The following is a 25,317-nucleotide window of genomic DNA, read 5'->3' as shown; positions in this document are numbered from 1 at the left end:
AAACAAGTATAGTAAATATTTAAAAAAGCAGCAATATCACGAGTAACCAAAAAAAAGAGATAATTGTGTAGACTTCAACCATAAGTATGCTATACTAAGGTGTATTTTATGAGGGAGAAAGGAAGACTAAAACAACGGCCTTTTAAAATACAGCCGGGCACAATGGAGGTTAAATAAATATGAAGAAAACTTTGAATTATTTTACAATAGATGGAGCCCTGGGTGGAAATCAGGACTGGTTCCGCAATGTGGTAATGCATTTCGGAGGCTGCGCGGCAGCTACTGCCTGCGATTGCTGTATTTACTTTGCACTGCGCCAGGGACAGGGACATCTTTATCCCTATAACGAAGGACACTTGACAAAGGAAGAATATATTCAGTTTGCCATGAAAATGAAACCGTACATCAAACCCAGAGTAGGCGGGGTAAAGAAGTTATCCATGTTTATAGAAGGATTTTCAAAATATCTGGAGGATACAGGAGATAAGCGGCTTACTATGACAGGATTTAGCGGGGAACATACCGCTTCGGAAGCTATGGATTTAATTAAGAAACAGATTGACGGAGGATTCCCGGTTCCCTACCTCATGTTAAAACATAAAAACCCCCAATATAAAGACTTTGTGTGGCATTGGTTTTTATGCTTTGGGTATGAAGAAAGGGGAAAGGATTTCCTGATAAAAGTGGCTACCTACGGAGGCGCAAGCACATTTGTACTAAAAGATTTGTGGGAAACCGGGTATGAAGAAAAAGGCGGATTAATTCAGCTTATGGAGCAGAATAATTGACGAACAGCCTATTATCCGCTACAATGGATGTATTGAATTTTTATAGAAAAGAGGAGTTACGATTATGGCTAATCCAATAGTTACGTTTGAAATGGAAAATGGAAATATTATGAAAGCGGAGTTATATCCGGAAATCGCACCTAATACTGTGAAGAATTTTGTCTCTCTTGTAAATAAGAATTTTTATGACGGACTGAAGTTCCACCGTGTTATCAATGGTTTTATGATTCAGGGAGGATGCCCCGATGGAACAGGTATGGGCGGCCCGGGATATACGGTGAAGGGGGAGTTTTCTCAGAACGGATTTGAGAACAACCTGCTTCATGATGAGGGAGTTCTCTCTATGGCACGTTCCATGCACCCGGATTCTGCTGGTTCTCAGTTTTTTATTATGCATAAGAAATCCCCTCATCTGGATGGGGCGTATGCGGCATTTGGGAAGATTACAGAGGGTATGGATATCGTAAATCAGATTGCGGAGACGGCAACAGATTACAGTGATAAGCCATTGGAACCTCAGGTTTTAAAGAAAGTGACTGTGGATACTTTTGGAGAAGATTACGAAGAACCGGAAAGAGTATAAAATGAACCGGAAACCACGGATAGAAAAGAGACTGCAAAATCCGGCAGTTGTCTGCCTTTTGGCACTTATTTGCTGTGGGCTGTGGGGAAGTGCGTTTCCGAGTGTAAAAATTGGATACGAATGGTTTGGTATAGAAGGAACCGGAAGCCAGATATTGTTTGCTGGTTACCGGTTTTTCCTTGCTGGTGTTTTAACATTTATTGCAGGCTGCGTTTTGGAAAAAAGAATCCTGGTGATGAAACCCTCCTCCATACCATACATTTTGCGCCAGGGACTGCTGCAGACAACGGTTCAATACGTTTGTTTTTATGTGGGCCTGGCTCATACGACAGGGACAAAAGGCTCTATTATTAATGCTTCTAATGCATTCATATCAATTGTTGCCGCCCACTTTATGTTGAAATCTGAGAAAATGACATGGAAGAAGGGAATTGGCTGCGGGCTTGGGCTTGCAGGCATTATTGTGATTAATCTTGTCCCGGGTGCATGGGGAACAGGCTTTTCTCTAAATGGTGAAGGCCTGATTGTCCTGTGCAGCACTGTATATGGAATCAGTACGGTTTTACTCAAGATGATTTCGGACAAGGAAAGCCCGATGACAATCACTGCATATGAGATTTTGTTAGGGAGTGTCTTTTTAATTGTGATTGGACTTTTTCTGGGCGGGCATGTGGGAAGCTTTACCGTGAAATCCACCTTATTGCTGATATATCTGGCTCTTTTGTCTGCTGCCGCATTTAGTATATGGACAGTACTGTTAAAATACAATCTGGTAGGAAAAGTGGCGGTTTATGGTTTTACAATTCCTATATTTGGCACGGTATTTTCGGCAATAATTCTGGGAGAGCAGATTTTATCGCTGAGGAGCCTGTCTGCACTGCTGCTGGTAAGCACAGGAATTATTATGGTAAACAGCCGTAAATAAGACTACTTTACTTAAATATAACAGATGGAGGCATTGCCGTATGAAAATGGTGCAATCCGAAAAACTGATTTTTGAATATGAGAAACGGGACGAAGAGGGAAATGTAATTGGTATGAACCGGGCAATTGACGGTGTGGATATCGACATTTCTGAAGGTGACTTTGTTGCGATACTGGGGCATAACGGTTCCGGGAAATCCACCCTCGCCAAACACATGAATGCAATCCTGGTTCCATCAGGAGGGACAATGTGGGTGGACGGCCGGGATACAAAAGATCCTTTGGAGCTTTGGAATGTCCGTCAGTCTGCGGGGATGGTGTTCCAGAATCCGGATAATCAGATTATAGGGACTGTAGTGGAAGAAGATGTGGGATTTGGACCCGAGAATCTGGGGGTTCCCACTGATGAAATATGGAAACGGGTGGAAGATAGCCTGAAGTCTGTGGGTATGTTGGAATATCGCTCTAATTCTCCCAATAAGCTTTCAGGAGGCCAGAAGCAGAGGGTTGCGATTGCCGGTGTTCTTGCTATGCAACCTAAGTGCATCGTATTGGATGAGCCTACGGCAATGCTGGATCCGAATGGACGGAAAGAAGTTATAAGGACCGTGCAGGAGCTGCGCAGGCGAAAGAAAGTAACGGTAATCCTGATTACACATTACATGGAAGAAGTCATTGATGCAGACCATGTGTATGTGATGGATAATGGACATATTGTGATGCATGGAAATCCAAGGGAGATATTCAGCAGGGTGGAGGAACTAAAACGCTACAGGCTGGATGTGCCTCAGGTGACTATGCTGGCAGAAGAACTAAGGAAAAGCGGATTGCAGCTTCCCAGTGGGATTTTGAAAACAGAGGAGTTGGTGGAGGCATTATGTCAATTAAACTGGAACACCTAAATTATATATACAGTCCGGGAACGGTCTATGAGAAGCAGGCTCTTAAAAATATCAGCCTGGAAATATCCCAGGGGGAATTTGTGGGAATTATTGGTCATACGGGCTCCGGCAAGTCCACATTAATACAGCATTTTAATGGGTTAATAAAAGCCACAGCAGGAGCGCTGTACTACAATGGGGAAAATATATATGAAGAAGGATACAGCATGAAGGAGCTGCGCAGTCAGGTAGGACTGGTTTTTCAGTATCCGGAGCACCAGCTTTTTGAAGCAGATGTATTGAGTGATGTATGTTTCGGTCCTAAAAATCAAGGGCTTTCTCAGGAAGAGTGTGAAAGAAGAGCAAAAGAAGCTTTGGATTTGGTTGGATTTCCTGAAAAGTACTACCAGCAGTCTCCGTTTGAATTATCAGGGGGGCAGAAACGGCGTGCCGCTATTGCAGGAGTACTGGCTATGCGTCCGGGCGTGCTTGTATTGGATGAACCGACAGCGGGGCTGGACCCAAAAGGCAGGGACGAGATACTGAATCAGGTAGAACATCTCCATAAAAGTACGAATATGACAGTTATCTTAGTGTCACATAGCATGGAAGACATTGCCAGACATGTGGACAGAATCATTGTGATGAACCGCGGAGAAAAGATGTTTGACGGTCGCCCTAAGGAGGTCTTTGCCCACTATAGGGAACTGGAGGAAGTAGGGCTTGCAGCCCCCCAGGTGACATATATTATGCATGCGTTAAAGGCACGGGGGATGAATGTGCACACAGATGCAACCACAGTTGAAGAAGCCGCAAAAGAGATTATAAGGAGTTTCCATGATTAGAGATATTACCATCGGACAGTATTATCCGGCGAAAAGTGTGATTCACAGACTGGACCCCAGAGTGAAGATTATCTGTACTCTTTTATTTCTTGTCTCTCTTTTTATCCAGAGAAGTATACTTGGTTACGGTGCTGCAACGGTATTTTTGGGGCTGGTTATATATATGAGCAGGGTACCACTGGGATTTATCCTGAAAGGATTGAAGCCTATTATTATGCTTCTTCTCATTACAGTACTGTTTACGCTGTTTTTGACAAGAGAGGGGCAGGAGCTGGTTCATTTTTGGATATTCCGTATTACGGATAAAGGGCTTGAGACAACTGTATATACTGCAATCCGCCTGATATATCTGATTATGGGTTCTTCTATTATGACCTTTACAACTACTCCGAATTCACTGACAGATGGTATCGAAAGTGTACTTCATCCTTTGAACAAAATTAAGGTTCCGGTACATGAAGTGGCAATGATGATGTCCATTGCACTGCGGTTCATCCCGATTCTGCTGGAGGAAACGGATAAAATTATGAAGGCTCAGATAGCCCGCGGGGCGGATTTGGAGAGCGGCAATATCATACAGAGGGCAAAAGCAATGATCCCCATACTTGTTCCCCTGTTTGTATCTGCATTCCGCAGAGCCAATGACCTGGCAATGGCTATGGAATCCCGCTGTTACCACGGAGGAGAAGGCCGGACAAAAATGAAGCCCCTGGTGTATAAAACAAGAGATTATCTGGCATATATGATAAATGTGGTTTATGTACTGCTTGTATTTTTTATAGGGCGGTTTGTATCTTTTCATATATGGATTTTTTAGAGGGGAATTATGAAGCGTTTTAAACTTACAGTAGCCTATGATGGGACGAACTACTGCGGATGGCAGATTCAGCCCAATGGTATTACGATAGAAGAAGTTTTGAATAAAAAATTGTCCAAGCTTACTGGAAGCGACATTCGGGTAATCGGAGCCAGCCGCACAGATTCCGGTGTGCATGCATTGGGGAATGTGGCCGTATTCGATTCGGATACCACAATTCCTCCTGGGCGTCTGTCTCATGCACTGAATCAGCGTCTGCCTGAGGATATTGTGGTTGTGAAATCAGAGGAGGTTCCTTTGAACTGGCACCCCAGATACTGTAATTCGGTGAAAACCTATGAATATCATATTTTGAATGCTGAGATTCCTGATCCAACGAGGAGGCTTACGCGGTACTTTGTTTCTTATAAGCTGGATTTAGAGAAAATGAAAGAGGCAGCAGGCTATCTTGCAGGAGAACATGACTTTGCCAGCTTCTGCAATGTACGCACGAATGTGGAAGATACAGTACGTATAGTTTATAGTGTGGATATAGATAAAAGGGGAGATGAGATCACAATCCGGATTACTGGAAATGGGTTCCTTTATAACATGGTGCGGATTATCGTAGGTACACTTTTGAGAGTGGGCCGGGGCTTCTATACCCCGGGACAGGTGAAAGATATTTTAGAGGCCCAGGACAGGCAGGCTGCCGGAGTCACAGCGCCGCCTCATGGTCTGATGTTAGTTGGGATTGAATATAATCAATAACTGGCTTGTGCAGGGGGTTCATGCCAGTATATAATGAAATGAGCAATAAAAAATAACATGCAATTGCGGAGGAAGAAACTATGAGGATTATAGAAGCGAAAGATTATGAAGATCTGAGTAAGAAAGCGGCAGACATTATCGCAGCCCAGGTTATTTTGAAACCCGAATGTGTTTTAGGACTGGCAACCGGCTCTACTCCAATCGGAACCTATGACAGGCTGACGGAAAAATGTAAAGCAGGAGAATTGGATTTTTCAGGAGTTTCTACAGTGAATCTGGATGAATACAAAGGATTGGACAGAGACAATGACCAAAGCTATTATTATTTCATGCACAAATACTTATTTGACCGTGTGAATATTGATAAGGCACATACTTACTTACCAAACGGCATGGAGGCGGACTCAGACAAAGAATGTAAGAGGTATGAAGAACTGATTGCATCTATGGGCGGAATTGACTTACAGCTTCTTGGACTTGGACATAATGGACATATCGGATTTAATGAGCCGTCAGGCACTTTCCATAAAGAGACACACTGTGTAGATTTGACAGAGAGTACGATTGAAGCAAATAAGCGCTTCTTCGCTTCCGCAGATGAGGTGCCGAGACAGGCATACACGATGGGAATTAAGACCATCATGCAGGCAAGAAGGATTCTAGTGGTGATAAGCGGCGAAGAAAAGGCAGAAATCGTTAAAAAGGCATTATTTGGGGATGTAACACCTGAGGTTCCGGCATCCATCTTGCAGATGCATTCTGATGTGATTGTAGTGGCAGATGCGGCAGCATTATCTAAAGTACGGGGATAAGCCTTGACAAATGTTTTGGAATAGGATAAGATTACAAAAAATATAAAAAGCAATGAAGAGAACAAGTAGTAACTGATTTGGAGAAAACAGAAAGCTGCCGGCTGATGAGAGGCGCATGATACAACCGGTTATGAATACATCTCGGAGCTTCGCACCCAACGTGGTTTTATTCCCGGCATACCGGGCTGGAAACACAAGTAGGCTGTGACGGAATGGTACACGTTACTGTACTGAGTGATTAAGCAGGAGAAATCAGCATATACTGATTTGACGGCGAGATGTACTCAATGAGACAGACAATGCGAGTTGCCTGTGAATAAAGGTGGTACCACGAGTTTATGAGCCCTCGTCCTTTTGGATGGAAGGCTCTTTTTGTTATGTGGGAGGAAACTACGTTTCCTGCTACATGACAACCCTACCGGGGGATGCGCACTGCGCGTATAAGGAAAAATGGCCGCTAAAGCGACCGCGCTCCAGCGCAAGAGTTTGCGAAGCAAACTCTTTTTCAGATACGACTACTAGTTAGAGAGAGGATGAAAGAAATGACACTGTATGAAGAATTACAGGCAAGAGGTTTGATTGCCCAGGTAACAGATGAAGATTTGATTAAGGATTTGATTAACAACGGAAAGGCTACGTTCTATATTGGTTTTGACCCTACGGCAGACAGTCTTCACGTAGGACATTTTATGGCACTTTGCCTGATGAAACGTTTGCAGATGGCAGGAAATAAGCCCATAGCCTTGTTAGGCGGGGGTACGGGTATGATTGGAGACCCGTCGGGGCGTTCCGATCTGCGTCAGATGATGACACCGGAGACGATTCAGTACAACTGTGACAGGTTCAAAGAGCAGATGAGTAAGTTCATAGATTTTTCTGATGACAAGGCACTTATGGTAAATAATGCTGACTGGCTGATGGATTTAAATTATATTGATGTACTCCGTGAGGTTGGCCCTCATTTTAGTGTAAACCGCATGCTTGCAGCAGAATGTTACAAGCAGAGAATGGAGAAGGGATTGACGTTCCTGGAATTCAACTACATGATTATGCAGGCATATGATTTCTATGCATTATACCAAAGATATGACTGCAGCCTGCAATTTGGCGGGGATGACCAGTGGGCGAACATGCTGGCGGGAACCGAGCTGATCCGCAGAAAGTTAGGAAAAGATGCAAGCGCCATGACGATCACTCTGCTCCTGAATTCCGAAGGAAATAAGATGGGAAAAACCCAGTCCGGTGCTGTATGGCTTGATCCAAACAAAACCTCACCCTTTGATTTCTACCAGTATTGGCGGAATATTGCAGATGCAGATGTGTTGAAATGTATCCGTATGCTGACATTCCTGCCTATAGAAGAAATAAATGCTATGGATTCCTGGGAAGGAAGTCAGTTAAATAAAGCAAAAGAAATACTGGCGTATGAACTGACAAAAATGGTTCACAGTGAAGAGGAGGCAGAAAAAGCTCAGGCAAGCGCAAAGGCACTGTTCAGTCAGGGAAATGCAGCTGACATGCCCACTGCGGAACTCACGGCTGAAGATTTTACAGATGGTACAATCGATATTCTAACCCTTCTCTTGAAGAGCGGTCTTGTACCTTCCAAATCAGAGGCAAGACGTGCGGTAGAGCAGGGCGGAGTTTCCGCAGACGGAGAAAAAATCACTGATATCCATGGAGTACTTGCAGAAAATGCATTTGACGGAGATGGCCTGGTACTGAAAAAAGGCAAGAAAAGTTTCCGTAAAGTAGTGCTAAAATAGCCGGTACCCGTTGTAACCAAAAACAATAAAGGACAGGAGGTTTTAGAAATGGGATTCAAAGAAATATCCGCAGAAGAAATGCAGTTCAATCCATTTACAAAAATAGGTAAAGAATGGATGCTTGTTACGGCAGGAGATGAAAAGAAACATAACACAATGACCGCAAGCTGGGGCGGCGTAGGCGTGATGTGGGGAAAAAACGTGGTAAGCGTTTATATACGTCCCCAGAGATACACGAAAGAGTTTGTAGATGCCAATGACACATTCACATTGTCATTTTATGATGAGAAGTATAAAAAGGCATTAGGCATCTGCGGCAGCAAATCCGGACGTGACTGCGACAAAGAAGCAGAGGCGGGCCTGACGCCTTATTATGTAGACGGTACAACAGCCTTTGAAGAAGCCAGCATGATACTGGTCTGCAAAAAACAATATCATCAGGCGATGGCTCAGGAACATTTTGATGTCCCTGAGAATGATACAAAGTGGTATCCTGATCAAGACTACCACACAATGTATATGGCTGAGATAGTAAAAGTGCTCGTAAAAGAGGTCTAAAAAGGGTCTGTCCCCTTTGAAGCTGAATGTTAAGAAAGTAACAAATATTGTATACTATAAGGAGGCATACAGAGCGAACCGTTCAGTGTGCCTTCTTTTTTGGACACTAATTCGGTGCAGTTTCCCTGAAGTTCTCCATTATTAACAGTATATTCTGAATCTGATGCATTGAGCGCAATAAGTATTTTTTCTTTTTCTGTTTTCCGCTCAAAGATAAGCTGATGGTTTGTAACAACTACGTTACGGTACCCGCCGTTGCAAAGTGCATCGCTTTCTCTTCGGAGCCTGATTAATGTACTGATAAATTCTGTCAATTTGTTGGGTTTTGGCTCTTCGAAAGAAGGGCGCAGGGCGTAGTCGTTATCCGGTGCTTTTATGCCTTCTTCTCCCCATTCACTGCCATAATATACACATGGAATTCCCGGCATTCCAAAAAGGATACCGTAGGCAAGAGGAAGATGTTCTTTTTTTGTAAGTATGCTGGCGATTCTGGTGACATCATGATTGTCCACAAAATTCATCAGATGTTTGCCGCGGTAAATACACCACTGTTCGGGACCATACTGGCGGTTCAGGGAGTGTGCGATTTCAAACATGTTCATGCTGTTGAAACTGGAAAATACGCCTTTGTAGCATTCGTAATTTGTGCAGCTATGCAGCATTTCATCATTGACAATGATATTGTAATCGCCAAACAAGACTTCTCCGATTAATGCAAAGCCAGGCTTGAGGTTTTCACAGAAACTGCGCAGTTGTTTCATAAAATTATGGTCCAGACTGTATGCAACATCCAGGCGCAGGCCGTCAATGTCAAATTCTTCAATCCAGAACTTTACACATTCCAGCAGATAGCTAGTAACAGCCGGATTCTGCAAATTCAGTTTGACAAGTTCAAAATGCCCCTCCCAGCCTTCATACCAGAAACCATCGTTATATCCGCTGTTCCCGTCGAAATGAATATAAAACCAATCTTTATAGGGAGAATCCCATTTTTTCTCCTGTACGTCCTGAAATGCCCAAAATCCGCGGCCTACATGGTTGAAAACACCGTCCAGCATGATTTTTACATCGTGGGAATGAAGACAGCCACATACATATTTAAAATCTTCGTTTGTGCCGAGACGGCAATCAATTTTCTTTAAATCTCTTGTATCATATCCGTGATTGTCAGATTCGAAAATCGGATTCAGAATAATTGACCCGATACCAAGCTTCTGTAAATATTCACTCCATTCGGCAATCTTGCGGATTCGGTGCATTATTTTCCCATCATTATGTACAGGTGCATCACAAAAACCTATGGGATATATTTGATAAAAAATTTCATGATAAGCCCACATAAACAATACCTGCTTTCTAAAAATATATTTTTGACTTTCTGTGGTATAATATACTTGTTGAACATTAATGTCCCAATAAGTACACCTTGTTAGTATATCATGATTTGTAAAAAATCGGGCTTCTAATTATATTTGACTGTAAAAATTATAAGAATTGTATGCATAATAAAAAGATGTTGACAACTGTAACAGGGCGTACTATAATAATACAGCATGACAAAAGGAGAAACAGCATACACCAAGCCCCGGAGTGCGCTGATTTCATATAGAAAGTAAAGCAAGTTGTGATGATTATTTTAGGAGGAACACCCCATGAAAACTTATATGGCTAACCCAGACAAGGTTGAGAAAAAATGGTATGTGGTTGACGCTGAAGGATGCACATTAGGACGTCTGTCCTCAGAGATTGCAAAAGTGTTAAGAGGTAAGAACAAACCAGAATTTACACCACATGTTGATACAGGTGATTATGTAGTAGTTGTGAATGCAGATAAGGTAAAAGTAACAGGTAAAAAGATGCAGCAGAAGATATATTATAATCACTCTGAGTATGTAGGCGGAATGAGAGAGACTACATTGGCAGAGATGATGGCTAAAAAACCTGAAAAAGTTATTGAACTGGCTGTAAAAGGAATGCTTCCAAAAGGACCTTTAGGTAGAGAAATGATTAAGAAACTTCATGTTTACGCTGGACCGGAGCACAAACAGCAGGCTCAGAAACCAGAAGTATTAACATTTTAAGGAAAGGTTGAAAGGAGGACATTACAGTGGCTAATGCAAAATATTACGGAACAGGAAGAAGAAAAAAATCTATCGCAAGAGTATATCTTGTACCTGGAACAGGTAAAATCACTATAAATAAGAGAGACATTGATGAGTATTTAGGACTGGAGACATTGAAGGTTGTTGTTCGCCAGCCTCTTGTAGCAACAGGCACAAACGATAAGTTTGATGTACTGGTAAACGTACACGGAGGTGGATACACAGGACAGGCAGGAGCAATCCGTCATGGTATTTCAAGAGCACTTCTTGAAGCAGACGCAGAATACAGACCAGTACTGAAATCTGCAGGATACCTTACACGTGATCCACGTATGAAAGAACGTAAGAAATACGGTCTCAAAGCAGCTCGTAGAGCGCCACAGTTTTCAAAGAGATAAGCAGTTACCTGCGAATCAGATGTATATACAAAGCCCCGGAATGCTTGCATTCATGGGGCTTTTTGCTATATGCTTTGATTGAAGCAGGGGGGTTCTTGCATTCGCAGATAACGGAAAGTTACTAAAGGGATAATACTTTCGGTAACATATTACAATTCAAAACGATTCAAAATCTCCCAGAACTTCTGTGACGAGGTTTTCTGTATATTATTTTTAAAAACTGTGGTAAAATATTGATTAGAAATATAAAATGACGTAAAATAGGAGGTAATTGATGAGACAGTTTATTTCAAAGAAAATATTAGATGAACTTTCATATACGTCACAATTAGATAGAAGTCTAAAACAGATTTCATTAAAAAATACTCCTATTGAAGAAATTTTGGAAGATGTGGGAAGATATCGAACTAATTATATTGATATACTGGTTCAAGAAAATCTGATAGGGTCAAGATTTAAAAGTGATGATTCCATTATGAGGAAATATATCAAAACATTAAAAAGTAATGGTGGTTTTAAGCAATGCTTTAATGATGTACTAGGTTTCAGACTTAAACTTGAGGAGTATCCGTCAGAATTTCCGGATTTTTTTCGCGTAGTTGATTTAAGAAATGGCAAACAAATAGATGACGGGTATAGAGCAATACATTTATACTATCAAAGAGACAATAAAGCATATCCCATAGAAATTCAGTTATGGTGTGGTATTGACTATATATTCAATGTTTGGAGTCATCGATATGTGTATAAATATATGACACCATTAATTGGAAAGAAATTGTATGATGAATACAGTAAGGGGAAAATAATAGATGAACAAGAATTTATAGAAAGATTAAGAGAACTGGAGGGATAATATGGGCGACAAAAAAATATATGTAATTGCTAAGATATTTGATAAGCAAGGATGCATAGCTTATCGTTGTAAAACTGTCAATGAGGCTAGATGTCTTCCGGGAACATTGGAGGCCCTAAGGGCTGATGGTGTTCAGGTTGTGATATTGGATAATCCGGACATTTATTCAGAATATGCTCCGTATGAATATATAGAGGATATTAAAGAATTTATTGAAATGGTGGGCAAATTAAATTCAGTTGCATAATAATCAAATAAACGTACAATAAAGCCCTGAGTAATACTTCGCATAAATGTATGCAGCAAATCAACATAAGAGTTCCTCGCCCTGGAAATGCTTGCAATTCCAGGGCTTTTTATATACAGTAAGGGTCATTAAAAATACAAACACAAGAAATGTTTATATTTTTAAGACCTTTTTATTCATGGATTTATGGGGTATTACAAAAAGGCTATATTCTATTAATTACATTTATTGGTACGCAGATGTAAGATTTTATTGTATCTGATAATTAGTCTGATATAATGTAACTATAGATGTTTTAGTTGAAGGTTATTTTTTGAAACGACGGGTATTATATATGTGTTTAAAACAACGAGAATCCAGTAACGAAGGATCCAAAATGCGGTCAGAACACTTTTACGGATAGCTGATACAATTTACTGATGGAAACCGATTAGACTTGCATGTTGAGACGGTAATACATGCACAACAACACATTACAGATGATAAACTTTGCAAAGTTCTATTAGACAAAAAAGGAATACTTCCTGAGCTTCCCGAGTCAACTGATAAAGATTATTGGGTAGAGAAGCCTACGGAGTCCCAGTATTTATGTGCCTGTAATGAGTTTTGGTGGTGCCTGAATAATGTTGCAAAGGGACTTTGGAGAAATGAAATGCCATATGTGCAGGATATGGTAAGTTTTCATGTGCGAAAGCAATTAGAGACGCTTTTATCATGGAAGGTGGGGCTGCTTACAGATTTTTCAGTGAATATTGGGAAATCCGGGAAATATATGTATCGCTGGCTGGATAAAGTGGAATGGGAAGAATATCTTTCTACATATTTTTCGGGAATAGTATCCGAAGCTTGGGAAGCAGTGATTACAATGTGTGATTTATTTGAGCAAACAGCTTTTTATGTTGGTGAAAGATTAGGATTTCGGTATAATGAAGTGGAAGGTAAGAATGCCAGAGGATTTTTAGAACATGTGAGGCAGCTCTCCCAGGATGCTGCTGCAATTTACTAGAAAGTTACAGAGAGCATATACTGAATGATTGCAACGTTATGATACTAAAAATGCTAAGTATACAGAAAGGTGGTATAGGAATGGAATATTCTTTGATTAGAAAAAACTTTGAAAAGCATGGATTTACCACGCAGCTTTTTTCCGAAAAGGAAGAGGTCTGTGATTATCTTTCAAATATCCTGCAAAAACAAACCATTGGATTTGGAGGAAGCGTGACTCTTGCTGAGATGGGCTTGTTTGAAGTACTACAGCAAAACAATGCAGTAATATGGCATAATAAGGTGTCTTCCGCGGATGTAAGGCGCTTGGCCAGCGGCGCAAATATATACATAACCAGTGCAAATGCTGTGACCGAATCCGGGGAGATTGTAAATATTGATGGAACTGGAAACCGCGTGTCTATGACCGCCTTTGGTCCTCAAAAGTGCTACTACGTGATAGGTAAAAATAAGATAACTCCAAATCTGGAAGATGCAATTTACCGGTGCAAAAATGTGGCTGCTCCACAAAATGCCCAAAGAGTAGGCGCAGACACTCCATGCGCTAAAAAGGCAGATAAATGCTATAATTGCAACAGTCCAGGGCGTATTTGCCGGATGACGGTTATCATTGACCGTGCCCCTATGGGGATGGAGTGTGAGATTATCTTTGTGGACCAGCCGTTGGGATTCTAATGAAAATACATATTAGTGTTTTCCAAGAGCAGAGTGGATATTCTTATAAGACATAGTGGAAGGGGAGCCCTGGGATGGTAATTTCCATTATTTTTCTTTTTACAAATATCTTTATCATAGCAATCTGTATGGCAGTATATGGAGGAAAGCAATCTTACAATGATGGGATGCTTTTTGGGGTACATATTCCAGATTATGCAGTACGGGAGCCTGAGGTTGAATCCTTAGTGGAAGAATACAGCAAGAAAACAAAATGGTTTTATTCCATAAATGGTATTGCTTCCATTGCAATCTGTCTTTTGAATTTCTGGTATTTTTCTGTGTTTTTAGTCGTGTGGACCTTGTGGCTTGCAGAACTATGCGTAGGGGGCATGTGGCTTCTATTTGGTACACATAAGAGACTTTATGCCATAAAGATGGAGAATGACTGGCGGGCTGATACTCAGTTAACATCTGAGGAGGATGATGTGTACTGGAAGAACGGATGGTACAGCAATCCCAATGATAAAAGAGTGTGGGTACCGGACAGATTTTGTTCCTTAAATTATTCTACTAATATGGCAAGACCAGCCGGAAAGATATTTACATTTGGATTATTGGGGGGAGCTGCAGTTATGATGCTTGTACTCTTTATTATATTTTTCAGGATGGATTTTATGCCAAGGTATCTGGAACTGGATGGAGATATAGCAAAAGTATCATCTCCGATGTATCCTGTTACGTTTAAGGTGAATGATATAAAAGGGCTTCAATTGCTGGATGAAATGCCGGAAGGTAACTTTACCAGAACGAATGGTCTTGCAGATGACAGGCAGCTTGTTGGGAAATTCCGGGAAAAGGAGACCGGGGACTATAGAGTTTATGTGTATCGGGGATATTCCCCTATATTGAAGATAGAATTACCGGAGTATACGGTGCTTATCAACAGCATGGAAGAGGGGCAGGCCGAGCTGTGGTATAGAGAGCTTATTTCAGACATCACAGCTTTAGAAACCGTGGATATTGGCATAGACAGAATATGAGTATGAGGTATAGTATACAGAATCCGATAAGATTTAGTCTTGCGAAATGAAAAGGTTCGTGTTATACTTCTTCTAAAAATATTTTGGGGGAGGAAAATTCTCCCTCAGATGAAACGCCACAGGCGTAATAAACATAACACAGGAGGATTATTTTTTTTATGGACGCAGACCCTGATGGGAACACGATTTTGTTTCAATTGTTACTCTTATTATTTTTCACACTCATGAATGCTTTTTTTGCCGGTGCCGAGATGGCAGTGGTTTCTGTGAATAAAAACAGAATCCGCAGCATGGCGGAAGAAGGAAATAAAAAAGCAACCGTGGTTCAGAGCCTCTTTGAGGATTCAACGAAGTTTCTTTCAACAATTCAGGTAGCCATAACATTTGCAGGATTCTATTCCAGTGCATCTGCGGCGGCGGGAATTGCGCCGGTTCTTGCAGAATGGATGAGAGGAATGCATATACCGTACAGTACTGCCATCGCCGGTAACGGGGTGACACTAGTTTTGATGTTCTTTAATCTTGTATTTGGAGAACTTGTACCAAAAAGGATTGCATTGCAGAAGGCAGAAACATTCTGTATGGTAACGGTAATGCCAGTCCATTACATTTCAAAGCTGCTTTCACCTTTCATTAAGCTTTTGTCCGTATCTACAAAGGGGGTGCTCAGACTTCTTGGATTGAAGACAGAGGACCAGGAAGAGGCTGTCACAGAAGAAGAAATCAAAGCTCTTCTGAAAATGGGAAATGAAAATGGTACTTTTGAGGATGAGGCACGGGAAATGATAAACTCTGTTTTTTCATTTGATGACAGAAGTGCCAGGGAAATCATGGTGCCCAGACGTGATGTGCATGTACTGGATATAGAGGAACCCTTTGATATGCTGGTAGATGAAATCTTAGAATCCAGACATTCCCGGATTCCTGTCTATGAAGAAAATATAGATAACATTATTGGTATCCTACATATCAAGGATGTTATGATTGAAGTTCGGAAAAATGGCTGGGAAACTTTGGATATCAGAAAATTGCTGAGAGAACCATTTTTTGTTCCTGACAGCAGGGATGCGGATGAGCTGTTTCGGGAGCTGCAGAAGTCCAGAAAGCATATGGCTGTTCTCGTAGATGAATACGGCGGCTTCTCCGGAATTGTTACAGTGGAGGACCTTGTGGAAGAGATTATGGGTGAAATCAGCGAGGAATATGAAGAGGTGGTCCAGGAAATTGTTGTACTGGGTGACGGAGAATATCTGCTGGACGGAGGCATTCTGATTAGTGACTTAAATGAGGAGATGGGATTGAAGCTGGTAACGGAGAATTACGATACCTTGTCGGGATACCTGATTGAACGTCTCGGATACATCCCGGGAAAAGAAAGCCGGGAAACAATAGCAGCAGATGACATGGAATTTATAATTGAAGAGGTCAAAGGAAACCGTATTACAAAGGTCCGCATGAGAAAAATCTCACCTTAGTTATTGAACTTACACTCTATCAAAGGTATAATAAAGCTGTATTCAGTAAACAAGACATAGAATCAAAGGAGAGCCATCTTATGAAAATGTTATCCATTGAGCAGGAATTGAAAAGTAACTCATATCCTGGAAGAGGCATTGTTATCGGAAAGAGTAAAGACGGTAAAAAGGCTGTAACTGCTTATTTTATTATGGGAAGAAGTGAGAATAGCCGAAACCGGATATTTGTGGAGGATGGGGAAGGAATCAGAACCCAGGCGTTTGACCCTTCTAAGCTGACAGATCCAAGCCTTATTATTTATGCTCCGGTGCGCGTGCTGGGCAATAAGACGATTGTAACAAATGGCGATCAGACAGATACCATATACGAATGTATGGACAAGCAGATGACATTTGAGCAAAGCCTGCGCTCAAGGGAATTTGAACCGGATGGCCCTAACTATACACCTCGTATTTCTGGGATTATGCATATCGAGAACGGATACAATTATGCAATGTCAATTTTGAAGAGCAGCAATGGAAATCCCGGAAGCTGCAGCCGGTATACGTTCGCTTATGAGGACGCTGTGGCAGGAGAGGGCCATTTTATTCACACGTATATGTGTGACGGTGACCCGCTGCCAAGCTTTGAGGGTGAACCAAAGTGGATTTCCATCCCGGATGATATAGAAGATTTTACAGAGCTTTTGTGGAATAGTCTGAATGAGGATAACAAGGTTTCACTGTTTGTACGCTACATCGACATTGCATCAGGTACATATGAGACAAAGATTGTAAATAAGAACCAGTAAGGAGCAGAGGATAAATGAAAGAATTGGAATTAAAATACGGCTGCAACCCAAATCAAAAACCATCCAGAATCTATATGCAGGATGAAAGTGAACTGCCTATTCAGGTATTATGCGGCCGCCCTGGGTATATTAATTTTTTGGATGCTTTCAATGGCTGGCAGTTGGTAACGGAATTAAAGAAGGCGACAGGTCTTCCGGCAGCAACTTCTTTTAAACATGTATCCCCTGCAGGAGCCGCCGTGGGGCTTCCTCTGAGTGAGACACTGGCCAAGATTTACTGGGTGGATGATTTAGGAGAGCTTTCCCCCCTTGCATGTGCCTATGCAAGAGCAAGAGGTGCGGACAGAATGTCCTCTTTCGGAGATTTCATCTGCCTGTCCGATGTCTGTGACGCAGACACTGCAAGACTGATTAAAAGAGAAGTTTCCGATGGCGTTATTGCACCCGGATATGAACCAGAGGCTCTTGAGCTGCTGAAACAGAAAAAGAAAGGCAATTATAATGTAATTCAGATAGACCCGGATTATATACCCGCACAGCTGGAACGTAAAGAGGTGTTTGGCATCACGTTTGAGCAGGGGCGCAATGAACTGGAGATTGATGAAGAATTCTTTTCCAATGTGGTAACTGAAAATAAAGATATCCCGGAATCAGCAAAAATAGATTTTGCCATCGCCATGATTACACTGAAGTATACACAGTCTAATTCTGTATGTTACGTAAAAGGCGGACAGGCAATTGGTATCGGTGCAGGACAGCAGTCCCGCATCCACTGCACAAGACTTGCAGGCCAAAAAGCAGATAACTGGTGGCTGCGCCAGTATCCCAAAGTACTGGAATTAAAGTTCAAGGAAGGCATAGGAAGAGCAGACAGGGACAATGCCATTGACTTATACATCGGAGAGGAATATATGGATGTTCTTGCAGATGGTGTATGGGAAAATATATTTGAAAAGAAGCCGGAGGCATTTACACGGGAAGAAAAACGTGCATGGCTGGATGAAATGACAGACGTTGCGCTTGGCTCTGATGCATTCTTCCCATTTGGTGACAATATCGAACGCGCACATAAAAGCGGCGTAAAATACGTAGCACAGCCTGGCGGCTCTGTGAGAGATGATCATGTCATCGAGACCTGCAATAAATACCAGATGGCCATGACCTTCACAGGCCTCCGCCTATTCCATCATTGACCGATAGTGATTGGCGAGGTATTGTCGAGCCTAGCACGTAGGTCGTTCTTTGAGCTTAGCAAGGTTTTTCACGAGCTTAGCGAAAAGAACTTCATTCTTGATAGTGATTGGCGAGGTATTGTCGAGCCTGGCACGCAGGTCGTTCTTTGAGCTTAGCGAGGTTTAGAACTTCATTGAAAATAGAATCGGAAAGAGGATTCGGTATGGTATTAGAAACAAGAAGCCCCGACCAGACCTTTCAGGTTGGCGTGAATATGGGAAAGCGGGCAAAACCTGGAAAAGTCTATACATTGACCGGTGACCTTGGGGTCGGAAAGACTTTATTTACCCAGGGTTTTGCGAAAGGACTGGGGATAGAAGAGCCTGTCAGCAGTCCTACATTTACGATTGTACAGGTGTATGATAAGGGGCGCATGCCATTCTATCATTTTGATGTCTACCGTATCGGTGACGTGGAGGAGATGTATGAAGTGGGATATGAGGATTATGTCATGGGTGAGGGTGTGTGTCTCATTGAATGGGCAAACCTTATTGAAGAAATCCTTCCAGGAGAGCGAACGGAAATTACGATTGAAAAGGACCTGGAACAGGGATTTGAATATCGCAGAATAACAATTGAAGAGATGCCCCTCGCCTGCAAAGCGGGGCTCTAATAGGAAAAGAAGCAGGGGTCAGACAGGTGCTGGCCCCTTTAGAGAGGAAGTATAACATGCGGGTATTAGCAATCGACAGCTCCGGACTGACAGCAACTGTGGCAGTTGTGGAAGAGGACAGGACCATAGCGGAATATACCATTGATTATAAAAAGACTCATTCCCAGACCTTGCTGCCGATGATTGACGAAGTGGTAAAGATGGTTGAATTGGACTTGGAAACCATAGATGCAATTGCAGTGGCGGGAGGACCAGGATCTTTTACCGGGCTGCGCATAGGATCAGCTACGGCCAAAGGACTGGGCCTGGCTCTGGAGAAGCCTCTGATACACATTCCGACTGTGGACGGACTGGCATATCAGGTCTATGGCTGTGAAGATATTATATGTCCAATTATGGATGCCAGAAGGAACCAGGTATACACGGGTTTGTATACATTTTCAAAACGGGCCGGAACAAAAGAAGGCACAAATCAGGTAGAGCCTGTATTTCAAGTTCTGAAAATGCAGATGGCGGTGTCCATTGAAGAACTAATCCGTCATTTGAATGTGTACAGAAGACCAGTGGTGTTTCTTGGAGACGGCGTCCCTGTATTCAGCGATATAATTAAACAAAATCTCAAGGTTCCTTATTCTTTTGCCCCGCCTCATATGAGCCGGCAGAGAGCTGCTGCAGTAGGGGCCCTGGGTATCCGGTATTATAAAGCAGGAAAAATAGAAACTGCCATGGAGCACCAGCCGGACTACCTGAGGGTATCTCAGGCAGAGCGTGAACGTGCCCAGAAGGAAAGGGAAGCGGAGCTGATTCTCAGGGCTTTAAGCGCTGAGGATGCTGCTGCAGTTGCCGGACTTGAATTTAAGATATTTTCAGATTACTGGAGTGAAAAAAGCGTATTGGAGACAATCAGCCAGCCACAGTCTATTTGTATAGCCGCAGAGAAAGTGGGAAGACTTGCAGGATATATACTGGCTTATGAAGTAGCAGGTGAGGCAGAGATTCTCCGCATCGCGGTAGATAAAGAAATGCAGCGGCAAGGGGTAGGCAGCCGCCTGATGTTGAAATTGGAAGATATATGTGAAGAAAAGAATATACGGAAAATACTTCTTGATGTGCGGGAAAGTAATAAGACAGCCCGGGTATTTTATCAGGAAGAAGGATTCCTGGAGGATGGCATCCGGCAGAATTTTTATGATAATCCCAGGGAAGATGCTGTGCTGATGAGCAGAGAGCTGGGAAAATAATGCATAATACCTGTCAAATAGTAGGTTTTATCGCCACAATGGAAAACGACCTATAATCGAGGAAGTACTTCCCAGTAGGAAACCAAGGCTAAAGACGATATAATGAAGGCGTAGCAAAATTGAAATTCAAATAACACAGGAGGAATTTGTATGCGCCAGTATCAATTAAAAGAAACAAAAGAAGTAACAAAAATTATTTGCAATAAATGCGGGAAAGAAATACCGGTTGTGAATGGGCGTGCAGAGGAAGGTGTTTTCAGTGTAGATTATGCATGGGGATATTTTTCTGAAAAGGATGGTGAGAAACATTCTTTTGATTTATGTGAATCCTGTTATAATAAAATGCTCGCTTCTTTCAGGCTACCGGTAGAGATAGAGGAATAATATGTTAGATGTATGTTTGCTTGGAAGCGGTGGAATGATGCCGCTTCCCTATCGGTGGCTGACTGCCCTGATGACAAGAACTGGAGGCAGCAGCCTGCTGATAGATTGTGGAGAAGGAACACAAATTGCGATTAAAGAAAAGGGGTGGAGTTTTAAGCCGATTGACGTTATCTGCTTTACCCATTATCATGGTGACCATATCAGCGGACTTCCGGGTCTGCTTCTTACTATGGGGAATGCGGACCGCAGGGAACCCCTTACCCTGATTGGACCAAAAGGTCTGGAAAGGGTAGTGAATTCTTTGAGAGTCATAGCCCCGGAGCTTCCTTTCCCAATTCATTTTGTGGAAATAGAAGGACCACAGCAGACATTTGAGATGAATGGATACCGCCTGACGGCATTCCGGGTAAATCATAATGTGTTATGTTATGGATATACTCTGGAAATCGACCGCGCAGGTAAATTTGACGTGGAAAGAGCCATGGAACATGGAATTCCGCAAAAATACTGGAACCCTCTCCAAAAGGGAGAGTCTGTGGAGGCTGACGGCAGGGTTCTAACGCCGGATATGGTTTTAGGTCCTCCCAGAAAAGGAATTAAGATTACTTATACGACAGATACAAGGCCTACAGATTCTATACGTGAAAATGCAAAAGGTTCGGATTTGTTTATATGTGAAGGAATGTACGGAGAAAAGGAAAAAGCTTCGAAGGCCGTAGAATATAAACATATGACCTTCTATGAAGCGGCACATCTTGCAAAAGAAGCCCAGGTAAAGGAATTGTGGCTGACGCATTACAGTCCTTCCCTGACCAGGCCGGAAGAATATATGGAAGAAGTACGCAGCATTTTTCCTGGAGCGAAAGCAGGAAAAGATAGGATGTCGGCAGAACTGGTATTTGAATGTTAAAAAGATAGACAGAGGTATGTATGAGAGAGATTGAAAATATTAATGTACTGGCGATTGAAAGTTCTTGCGATGAAACTGCGGCTGCAGTTGTGCATAATGGGCGGGAAATTTTATCGAATGTGATTTCATCACAAATTGAGCTTCATAAATTGTATGGAGGCGTGGTTCCTGAAATCGCATCGAGAAAGCATATTGAAAAGATAAATCAGGTAATAGAAGAAGCGTTGAAAGAAGCAAAGATGACGCTGGATAATATAGATGTTATAGGTGTAACATATGGCCCCGGACTTGTAGGCGCACTGCTGGTGGGAGTAGCAGAGGCAAAGGCTCTGGCCTATGCGAAAAAACTTCCTCTGGTAGGAGTGCATCATATTGAAGGACACATTTCTGCAAATTATATTGAGCACCCTGATTTGGAGCCTCCTTTTTTATGCCTGGTAGTTTCGGGCGGACATACACATTTAGTCTGTGTGAAAGGATATGGTGACTATGAAATTTTAGGCCGGACCAGGGATGATGCTGCAGGGGAGGCTTATGACAAAGTTGCAAGAGCAATCGGACTTGGATATCCGGGAGGGCCTAAAATAGACCGGCTCGCAAAAGAAGGAAACCCGGAGGCGATTTTATTTCCCAAAGCAAATATCGATGGGGCACCCTACGACTTTAGTTTCAGCGGTGTGAAATCTTCGGTTTTGAATTACATTAATGGATGCAAAATGAAAGGGGAAAATTATAATCCGGCTGATATTGCTGCAGCTTTCCAAAAGGCAGTTGTAGATGTTTTGGTAGAAAAATCTATGAATGCTTTGGAAGAGTATGGCATGAATAAATTTGCTATTGCAGGCGGGGTTGCATCGAATGGTGCGCTCAGAGCAGAAATGAAAAGGGCATGTGAGGAGAGAGGGGCAGACTTTTATTGTCCATCTCCAATTTACTGTACGGACAATGCTGCTATGATAGGCACCGCCGCTTATTATGAATATTTGGCGGGAACCAGGCATGGCTGGGATTTGAACGCAGTTCCCAATCTCAGACTGGGAGAGCGGTAGGAGAGTGTTTATATGAAAGAAGCACATTGTACGGCAATTGTACTGGCAGCAGGCCAGGGCAGAAGAATGGGAACAAAGGTACATAAACAATATCTGATGCTTGACGAAAAGCCTGTATTGTACTATTCGCTGAAAGAATTTCAAGATTCAGATATAATAGATGAAATATATCTCATAACCGGAGCCGGAGAAGAGGAGTATTGTCAGCAGACAATTGTGGACAAGTATCACATTACCAAGGTGACCAAGATACTGCCCGGAGGAGCGGAACGTTATAATTCTGTCTGGAGCGGACTTCAGGAATTGGGAGATGACGGTTATGTTTTTATTCATGATGGAGCGCGTCCGTTTGTAGATGGAGATATCATACAAAGAGCATTTGATGTGGTTTGTAAAAATAAAGCATGTGTAGTAGGTATGCCGGTGAAAGATACAATTAAGGTTGCAGACGCACGTGACTTTGTGGAAAATACGCCGGATAGAAGAAGAGTATGGATGATACAGACACCTCAGGTATTTAAAAATGACCTAGTAAAAGGTGCATATTCTATGCTGATGAGGGAAAGCTATACCAATGTGACAGACGATGCAATGGTAGTAGAGCAGATGCTTGGTTTTCCAATCAAGCTTGTCTGCGGGTCTTATGAGAACATCAAAATAACGACTCCCGAAGACTTGGAAATGGCAGAAGTATTCCTTAAAAGAAGACGATAAAGGAAAGTAAGCCGCAGCTCAGTCATAGCTTGACTTCGTTTTGCTATACTGTCGAAAATTTGAATGGCTAAAATGTGACAAAAATAATTAAAAAACATATTGACATATATTTCAAGTATATGCTAAAATACTCATTGTCGCGGAAGCAGACAAAAGAAAACCTGTACAGTTATAAAAGCATACAGGAAGTTGGAGAGGTATCGAAGTGGTCATAACGAGGCGGTCTTGAAAACCGTTTGTCCGCAAGGGCGCGTGGGTTCGAATCCCACCCTCTCCGTTTCACAATTTGAAAGGAACCCCCTATTAACAGAGAGGGTTCCTTTTGCTTTCTCCTTTTAAATATTTGATGTCATCGGGCACTGCTGTTCTGATTAAATCGTTCTTATTGACTTTTCAATAGCATTTAATAACGTCAGTGCAGCCGTCCGCGGCATATATTTACCTGGCAAACCAAGGCAGTGATTCGCGTTTATGTTATGTTTACGGCAATACTCATAGTCAACACCGCCAGGTTTGGAGGCTATATCAATAATGACTGCATTTTTGTCAATTCTTTTTAAAAGAGGTTCTGTGAATACCAGAGCTGGTACAGTATTGAAAATATAGTCAAATCTATGCAGCTCTTTTTCGCTATCGTTCACACTTATAATAGCATAGCCGCTTTGGTTTGCTTCTTCTAGTTTCTCGATATTAAGATCCATTACCGATGTTTCAGCATTGAGCGCTTTGAGCTTTGAAGCCAGTACCGAGCCCACACGTCCATAACCGGCTACCAGGCAGAGGCTTCCATCAATACACAATTCACCAGCCAGGAGAGCTTCAACAATTGCCCCTTCTGATGCGGCAATTGCATTTCTTTCAGCAATTCCTTCAACAGACATATAATCTACACAACGAAAATTTTTTGTTCGGCAAATATCATCGAGCCTGCTTGGGAAATTGCAGCCATAGATAAGCTGGCTGTCTGGAAAGTGTTTCAAGTTCGCTTCCAGATATTCCTCTGTAGCGGATACCGGCAGTAAGACCGCATTGTAAATCGCCCCTTGGCAATATTCAGCCTGAGTTACTTGATTACCTTTTTTCAATAGCAGCTCAGCCAAATATTGCTGCCTCATATCTGATCCCATAACTAAAAAATGATAGTTCTCCATATTAAGCCCTCCCGAATTAATAATGTTAATACTATGTCTGCATTTATTATAACTTCTAAATCTGTATGAGGTAAATCAGATATTAAATTAATTCTATTTAAAATTGAAAGGAGGTTTTGAAGTTTTATATATCCCAAAATACTGAAAAGATTTGACACGAATTGGTATCGGAGCAATTGATATGGCAGAAAAAAGATGTCTGAAAATTGGAATAAAGAGCAAAAAGAGAAGAAAAATAAAAAAACAGGAAAAAGGACTAGACAAGAGACTCAGTTTCGTGTATATTTAATAACGGACATTTTGGAGAAGTACCCAAGCTGGCCGAAGGGGCTCCCCTGGAAAGGGAGTAGGTCGTTAATAGCGGCGCGAGGGTTCAAATCCCTCCTTCTCCGTTTATCTTGCCTGCGAAACACTGATTTTAGAAGCGGTAAGGTATTGCTGAAAGTTTTGTTAAGAAAAGATGAAAAAAATGTAAAAAATGTCTTGACAAATTGATGCAGAAAATGATAATATATCAAAGCTGACCCATAAGCGGTCAGAAAAGCACTAAAAAAGATAAATAAAAAAGTTCTTGACAAGATGAAACGGACATGATAGAATATGGAAGTTGTCGCTTGAAGAGAAAACGACAAAAAAAGAACCTTGATAATTAAACAATAGACAACAAACCCTTGAAAATTTCTTATAGAGAAAATTTTTAAGAACAGCATCAGAAATGATGCACCCA

At 42.0% G+C, this 25,317-nt stretch carries 28 protein-coding genes, 2 tRNA genes and 1 other annotated feature; of the genes, 28 read left to right on the top strand and 2 right to left on the bottom strand.

What is annotated here, in order from left to right; genetic code table 11:
- The first annotated feature begins 179 nt into the window (after positions 1–179).
- The 10 genes from A8805_RS19515 to A8805_RS19470 all read left to right on the top strand — a co-directional run bounded on the left by A8805_RS19515 (position 180) and on the right by A8805_RS19470 (position 8,724).
- Positions 180–788: a hypothetical protein gene (locus tag A8805_RS19515; RefSeq protein WP_109714298.1), complete on the top strand. Its 609-nt coding sequence runs from the start codon at positions 180–182 to the stop codon at positions 786–788.
- Positions 789–852: 64 nt separating this feature from the next.
- The gene (locus tag A8805_RS19510; protein WP_109714296.1) at positions 853–1,371 is read left to right on the top strand and encodes a peptidylprolyl isomerase; all 519 of its coding nucleotides are present in this window, start codon (positions 853–855) and stop codon (positions 1,369–1,371) included.
- 1 nt (position 1,372) lies between these two features.
- Positions 1,373–2,296: a DMT family transporter gene (locus tag A8805_RS19505; protein WP_242992496.1), complete on the top strand. Its 924-nt coding sequence runs from the start codon at positions 1,373–1,375 to the stop codon at positions 2,294–2,296.
- A gap of 40 nt (positions 2,297–2,336) precedes the next feature.
- Positions 2,337–3,197, top strand: a complete 861-nt coding sequence (locus A8805_RS19500; RefSeq protein ID WP_109714294.1) for an energy-coupling factor transporter ATPase — start codon at positions 2,337–2,339, stop codon at positions 3,195–3,197.
- Positions 3,173–4,021 (top strand): energy-coupling factor transporter ATPase, encoded by an 849-nt coding sequence (locus A8805_RS19495; protein ID WP_109714292.1) that lies wholly within the window; start codon positions 3,173–3,175, stop codon positions 4,019–4,021. Before A8805_RS19500 ends, A8805_RS19495 begins: the two co-directional genes overlap by 25 nt.
- The gene (locus A8805_RS19490) at positions 4,014–4,838 is read left to right on the top strand and encodes an energy-coupling factor transporter transmembrane component T family protein (protein WP_109714290.1); all 825 of its coding nucleotides are present in this window, start codon (positions 4,014–4,016) and stop codon (positions 4,836–4,838) included. Before A8805_RS19495 ends, A8805_RS19490 begins: the two co-directional genes overlap by 8 nt.
- A 9-nt stretch (positions 4,839–4,847) precedes the next feature.
- A complete protein-coding gene (gene truA, locus A8805_RS19485) occupies positions 4,848–5,588 on the top strand; it encodes a tRNA pseudouridine(38-40) synthase TruA (RefSeq protein WP_109714289.1) in 741 nt (246 codons plus the stop codon).
- An 80-nt stretch (positions 5,589–5,668) separates the two neighbouring features.
- A complete protein-coding gene (nagB, locus tag A8805_RS19480; RefSeq protein WP_109714287.1) occupies positions 5,669–6,400 on the top strand; it encodes a glucosamine-6-phosphate deaminase in 732 nt (243 codons plus the stop codon).
- Between the two features lie 43 nt (positions 6,401–6,443).
- Positions 6,444–6,757: a binding site (T-box leader), on the top strand.
- Positions 6,758–6,942: 185 nt separating this feature from the next.
- The gene (tyrS, locus tag A8805_RS19475; protein ID WP_109714285.1) at positions 6,943–8,166 is read left to right on the top strand and encodes a tyrosine--tRNA ligase; all 1,224 of its coding nucleotides are present in this window, start codon (positions 6,943–6,945) and stop codon (positions 8,164–8,166) included.
- A gap of 48 nt (positions 8,167–8,214) precedes the next feature.
- Positions 8,215–8,724 carry a flavin reductase family protein gene (locus A8805_RS19470; RefSeq protein WP_109714283.1) on the top strand — a complete coding sequence of 170 codons (510 nt, stop codon included), beginning with the start codon at positions 8,215–8,217 and terminating at the stop codon, positions 8,722–8,724.
- A gap of 29 nt (positions 8,725–8,753) precedes the next feature.
- Here the strand turns inward: A8805_RS19470 and A8805_RS19465 are convergent, their stop codons facing one another.
- Positions 8,754–10,064, bottom strand: a complete 1,311-nt coding sequence (locus A8805_RS19465; protein WP_109714281.1) for an alpha-amylase family glycosyl hydrolase — start codon at positions 10,062–10,064, stop codon at positions 8,754–8,756.
- A gap of 312 nt (positions 10,065–10,376) precedes the next feature.
- Here A8805_RS19465 and rplM point away from each other — a divergent pair, with 312 nt between their 5' ends.
- From rplM to A8805_RS19380, 17 genes are all read left to right on the top strand, one after another.
- Positions 10,377–10,805: a 50S ribosomal protein L13 gene (gene rplM, locus A8805_RS19460; RefSeq protein WP_109714279.1), complete on the top strand. Its 429-nt coding sequence runs from the start codon at positions 10,377–10,379 to the stop codon at positions 10,803–10,805.
- A gap of 26 nt (positions 10,806–10,831) precedes the next feature.
- The gene (gene rpsI, locus A8805_RS19455; protein WP_109714277.1) at positions 10,832–11,224 is read left to right on the top strand and encodes a 30S ribosomal protein S9; all 393 of its coding nucleotides are present in this window, start codon (positions 10,832–10,834) and stop codon (positions 11,222–11,224) included.
- 274 nt (positions 11,225–11,498) lie between these two features.
- On the top strand, positions 11,499–12,080 hold the full coding sequence (locus A8805_RS22680; RefSeq protein WP_242992494.1) for a hypothetical protein: 582 nt from the start codon (positions 11,499–11,501) through the stop codon (positions 12,078–12,080).
- A 1-nt stretch (position 12,081) separates the two neighbouring features.
- Positions 12,082–12,327, top strand: a complete 246-nt coding sequence (locus A8805_RS19445) for a DUF6718 family protein (protein ID WP_109714275.1) — start codon at positions 12,082–12,084, stop codon at positions 12,325–12,327.
- A 403-nt stretch (positions 12,328–12,730) separates the two neighbouring features.
- The gene (locus A8805_RS19440; protein ID WP_109714273.1) at positions 12,731–13,333 is read left to right on the top strand and encodes an aminoglycoside 6-adenylyltransferase; all 603 of its coding nucleotides are present in this window, start codon (positions 12,731–12,733) and stop codon (positions 13,331–13,333) included.
- Between the two features lie 80 nt (positions 13,334–13,413).
- Positions 13,414–14,007 carry a lactate utilization protein gene (locus tag A8805_RS19435; RefSeq protein ID WP_109714271.1) on the top strand — a complete coding sequence of 198 codons (594 nt, stop codon included), beginning with the start codon at positions 13,414–13,416 and terminating at the stop codon, positions 14,005–14,007.
- Between the two features lie 74 nt (positions 14,008–14,081).
- Positions 14,082–15,029 (top strand): hypothetical protein, encoded by a 948-nt coding sequence (locus A8805_RS19430; RefSeq protein ID WP_109714269.1) that lies wholly within the window; start codon positions 14,082–14,084, stop codon positions 15,027–15,029.
- Between the two features lie 158 nt (positions 15,030–15,187).
- Positions 15,188–16,504 (top strand): hemolysin family protein, encoded by a 1,317-nt coding sequence (locus A8805_RS19425; protein ID WP_109714267.1) that lies wholly within the window; start codon positions 15,188–15,190, stop codon positions 16,502–16,504.
- An 80-nt stretch (positions 16,505–16,584) separates the two neighbouring features.
- The gene (locus A8805_RS19420; protein ID WP_109714265.1) at positions 16,585–17,295 is read left to right on the top strand and encodes an IMP cyclohydrolase; all 711 of its coding nucleotides are present in this window, start codon (positions 16,585–16,587) and stop codon (positions 17,293–17,295) included.
- A gap of 14 nt (positions 17,296–17,309) precedes the next feature.
- Positions 17,310–18,488, top strand: coding sequence for a phosphoribosylaminoimidazolecarboxamide formyltransferase (locus A8805_RS19415; RefSeq protein WP_109714259.1), 1,179 nt, complete (start codon positions 17,310–17,312; stop codon positions 18,486–18,488).
- Between the two features lie 203 nt (positions 18,489–18,691).
- The gene (gene tsaE / locus A8805_RS19410) at positions 18,692–19,141 is read left to right on the top strand and encodes a tRNA (adenosine(37)-N6)-threonylcarbamoyltransferase complex ATPase subunit type 1 TsaE (RefSeq protein WP_109714257.1); all 450 of its coding nucleotides are present in this window, start codon (positions 18,692–18,694) and stop codon (positions 19,139–19,141) included.
- A 56-nt stretch (positions 19,142–19,197) separates the two neighbouring features.
- A complete protein-coding gene (gene tsaB, locus A8805_RS19405) occupies positions 19,198–20,382 on the top strand; it encodes a tRNA (adenosine(37)-N6)-threonylcarbamoyltransferase complex dimerization subunit type 1 TsaB (protein ID WP_109714255.1) in 1,185 nt (394 codons plus the stop codon).
- A 150-nt stretch (positions 20,383–20,532) separates the two neighbouring features.
- Entirely contained in the window at positions 20,533–20,766 is a 234-nt protein-coding gene (locus A8805_RS19400) for a hypothetical protein (RefSeq protein WP_109714253.1), read from the top strand.
- A gap of 1 nt (position 20,767) precedes the next feature.
- Positions 20,768–21,676, top strand: a complete 909-nt coding sequence (locus A8805_RS19395) for a ribonuclease Z (protein ID WP_109714251.1) — start codon at positions 20,768–20,770, stop codon at positions 21,674–21,676.
- Between the two features lie 20 nt (positions 21,677–21,696).
- Positions 21,697–22,725 carry a tRNA (adenosine(37)-N6)-threonylcarbamoyltransferase complex transferase subunit TsaD gene (gene tsaD, locus A8805_RS19390; protein WP_109714249.1) on the top strand — a complete coding sequence of 343 codons (1,029 nt, stop codon included), beginning with the start codon at positions 21,697–21,699 and terminating at the stop codon, positions 22,723–22,725.
- Positions 22,726–22,737: 12 nt separating this feature from the next.
- The gene (gene ispD, locus A8805_RS19385) at positions 22,738–23,439 is read left to right on the top strand and encodes a 2-C-methyl-D-erythritol 4-phosphate cytidylyltransferase (protein WP_109714247.1); all 702 of its coding nucleotides are present in this window, start codon (positions 22,738–22,740) and stop codon (positions 23,437–23,439) included.
- Between the two features lie 191 nt (positions 23,440–23,630).
- Positions 23,631–23,716: transfer RNA gene (locus A8805_RS19380), tRNA-Ser, on the top strand.
- Between the two features lie 94 nt (positions 23,717–23,810).
- Here the strand turns inward: A8805_RS19380 and A8805_RS19375 are convergent.
- On the bottom strand, positions 23,811–24,590 hold the full coding sequence (locus A8805_RS19375) for an NAD-binding protein (RefSeq protein ID WP_109714245.1): 780 nt from the start codon (positions 24,588–24,590) through the stop codon (positions 23,811–23,813).
- Positions 24,591–24,892: 302 nt separating this feature from the next.
- Between A8805_RS19375 and A8805_RS19370 the strand changes: the two genes are divergently transcribed.
- Positions 24,893–24,982, top strand: a tRNA-Ser gene (locus A8805_RS19370).
- Positions 24,983–25,317 lie beyond the last annotated feature (335 nt).

Source organism: Faecalicatena contorta (genome assembly GCF_003149105.1).
GTDB classification, from domain to species: Bacteria; Bacillota; Clostridia; order Lachnospirales; family Lachnospiraceae; genus Muricomes; species Muricomes contortus_C.
The sequence above is the reverse complement of the archived record's forward strand: the minus strand, read 5'-3'. Positions and strand labels throughout refer to the sequence as shown.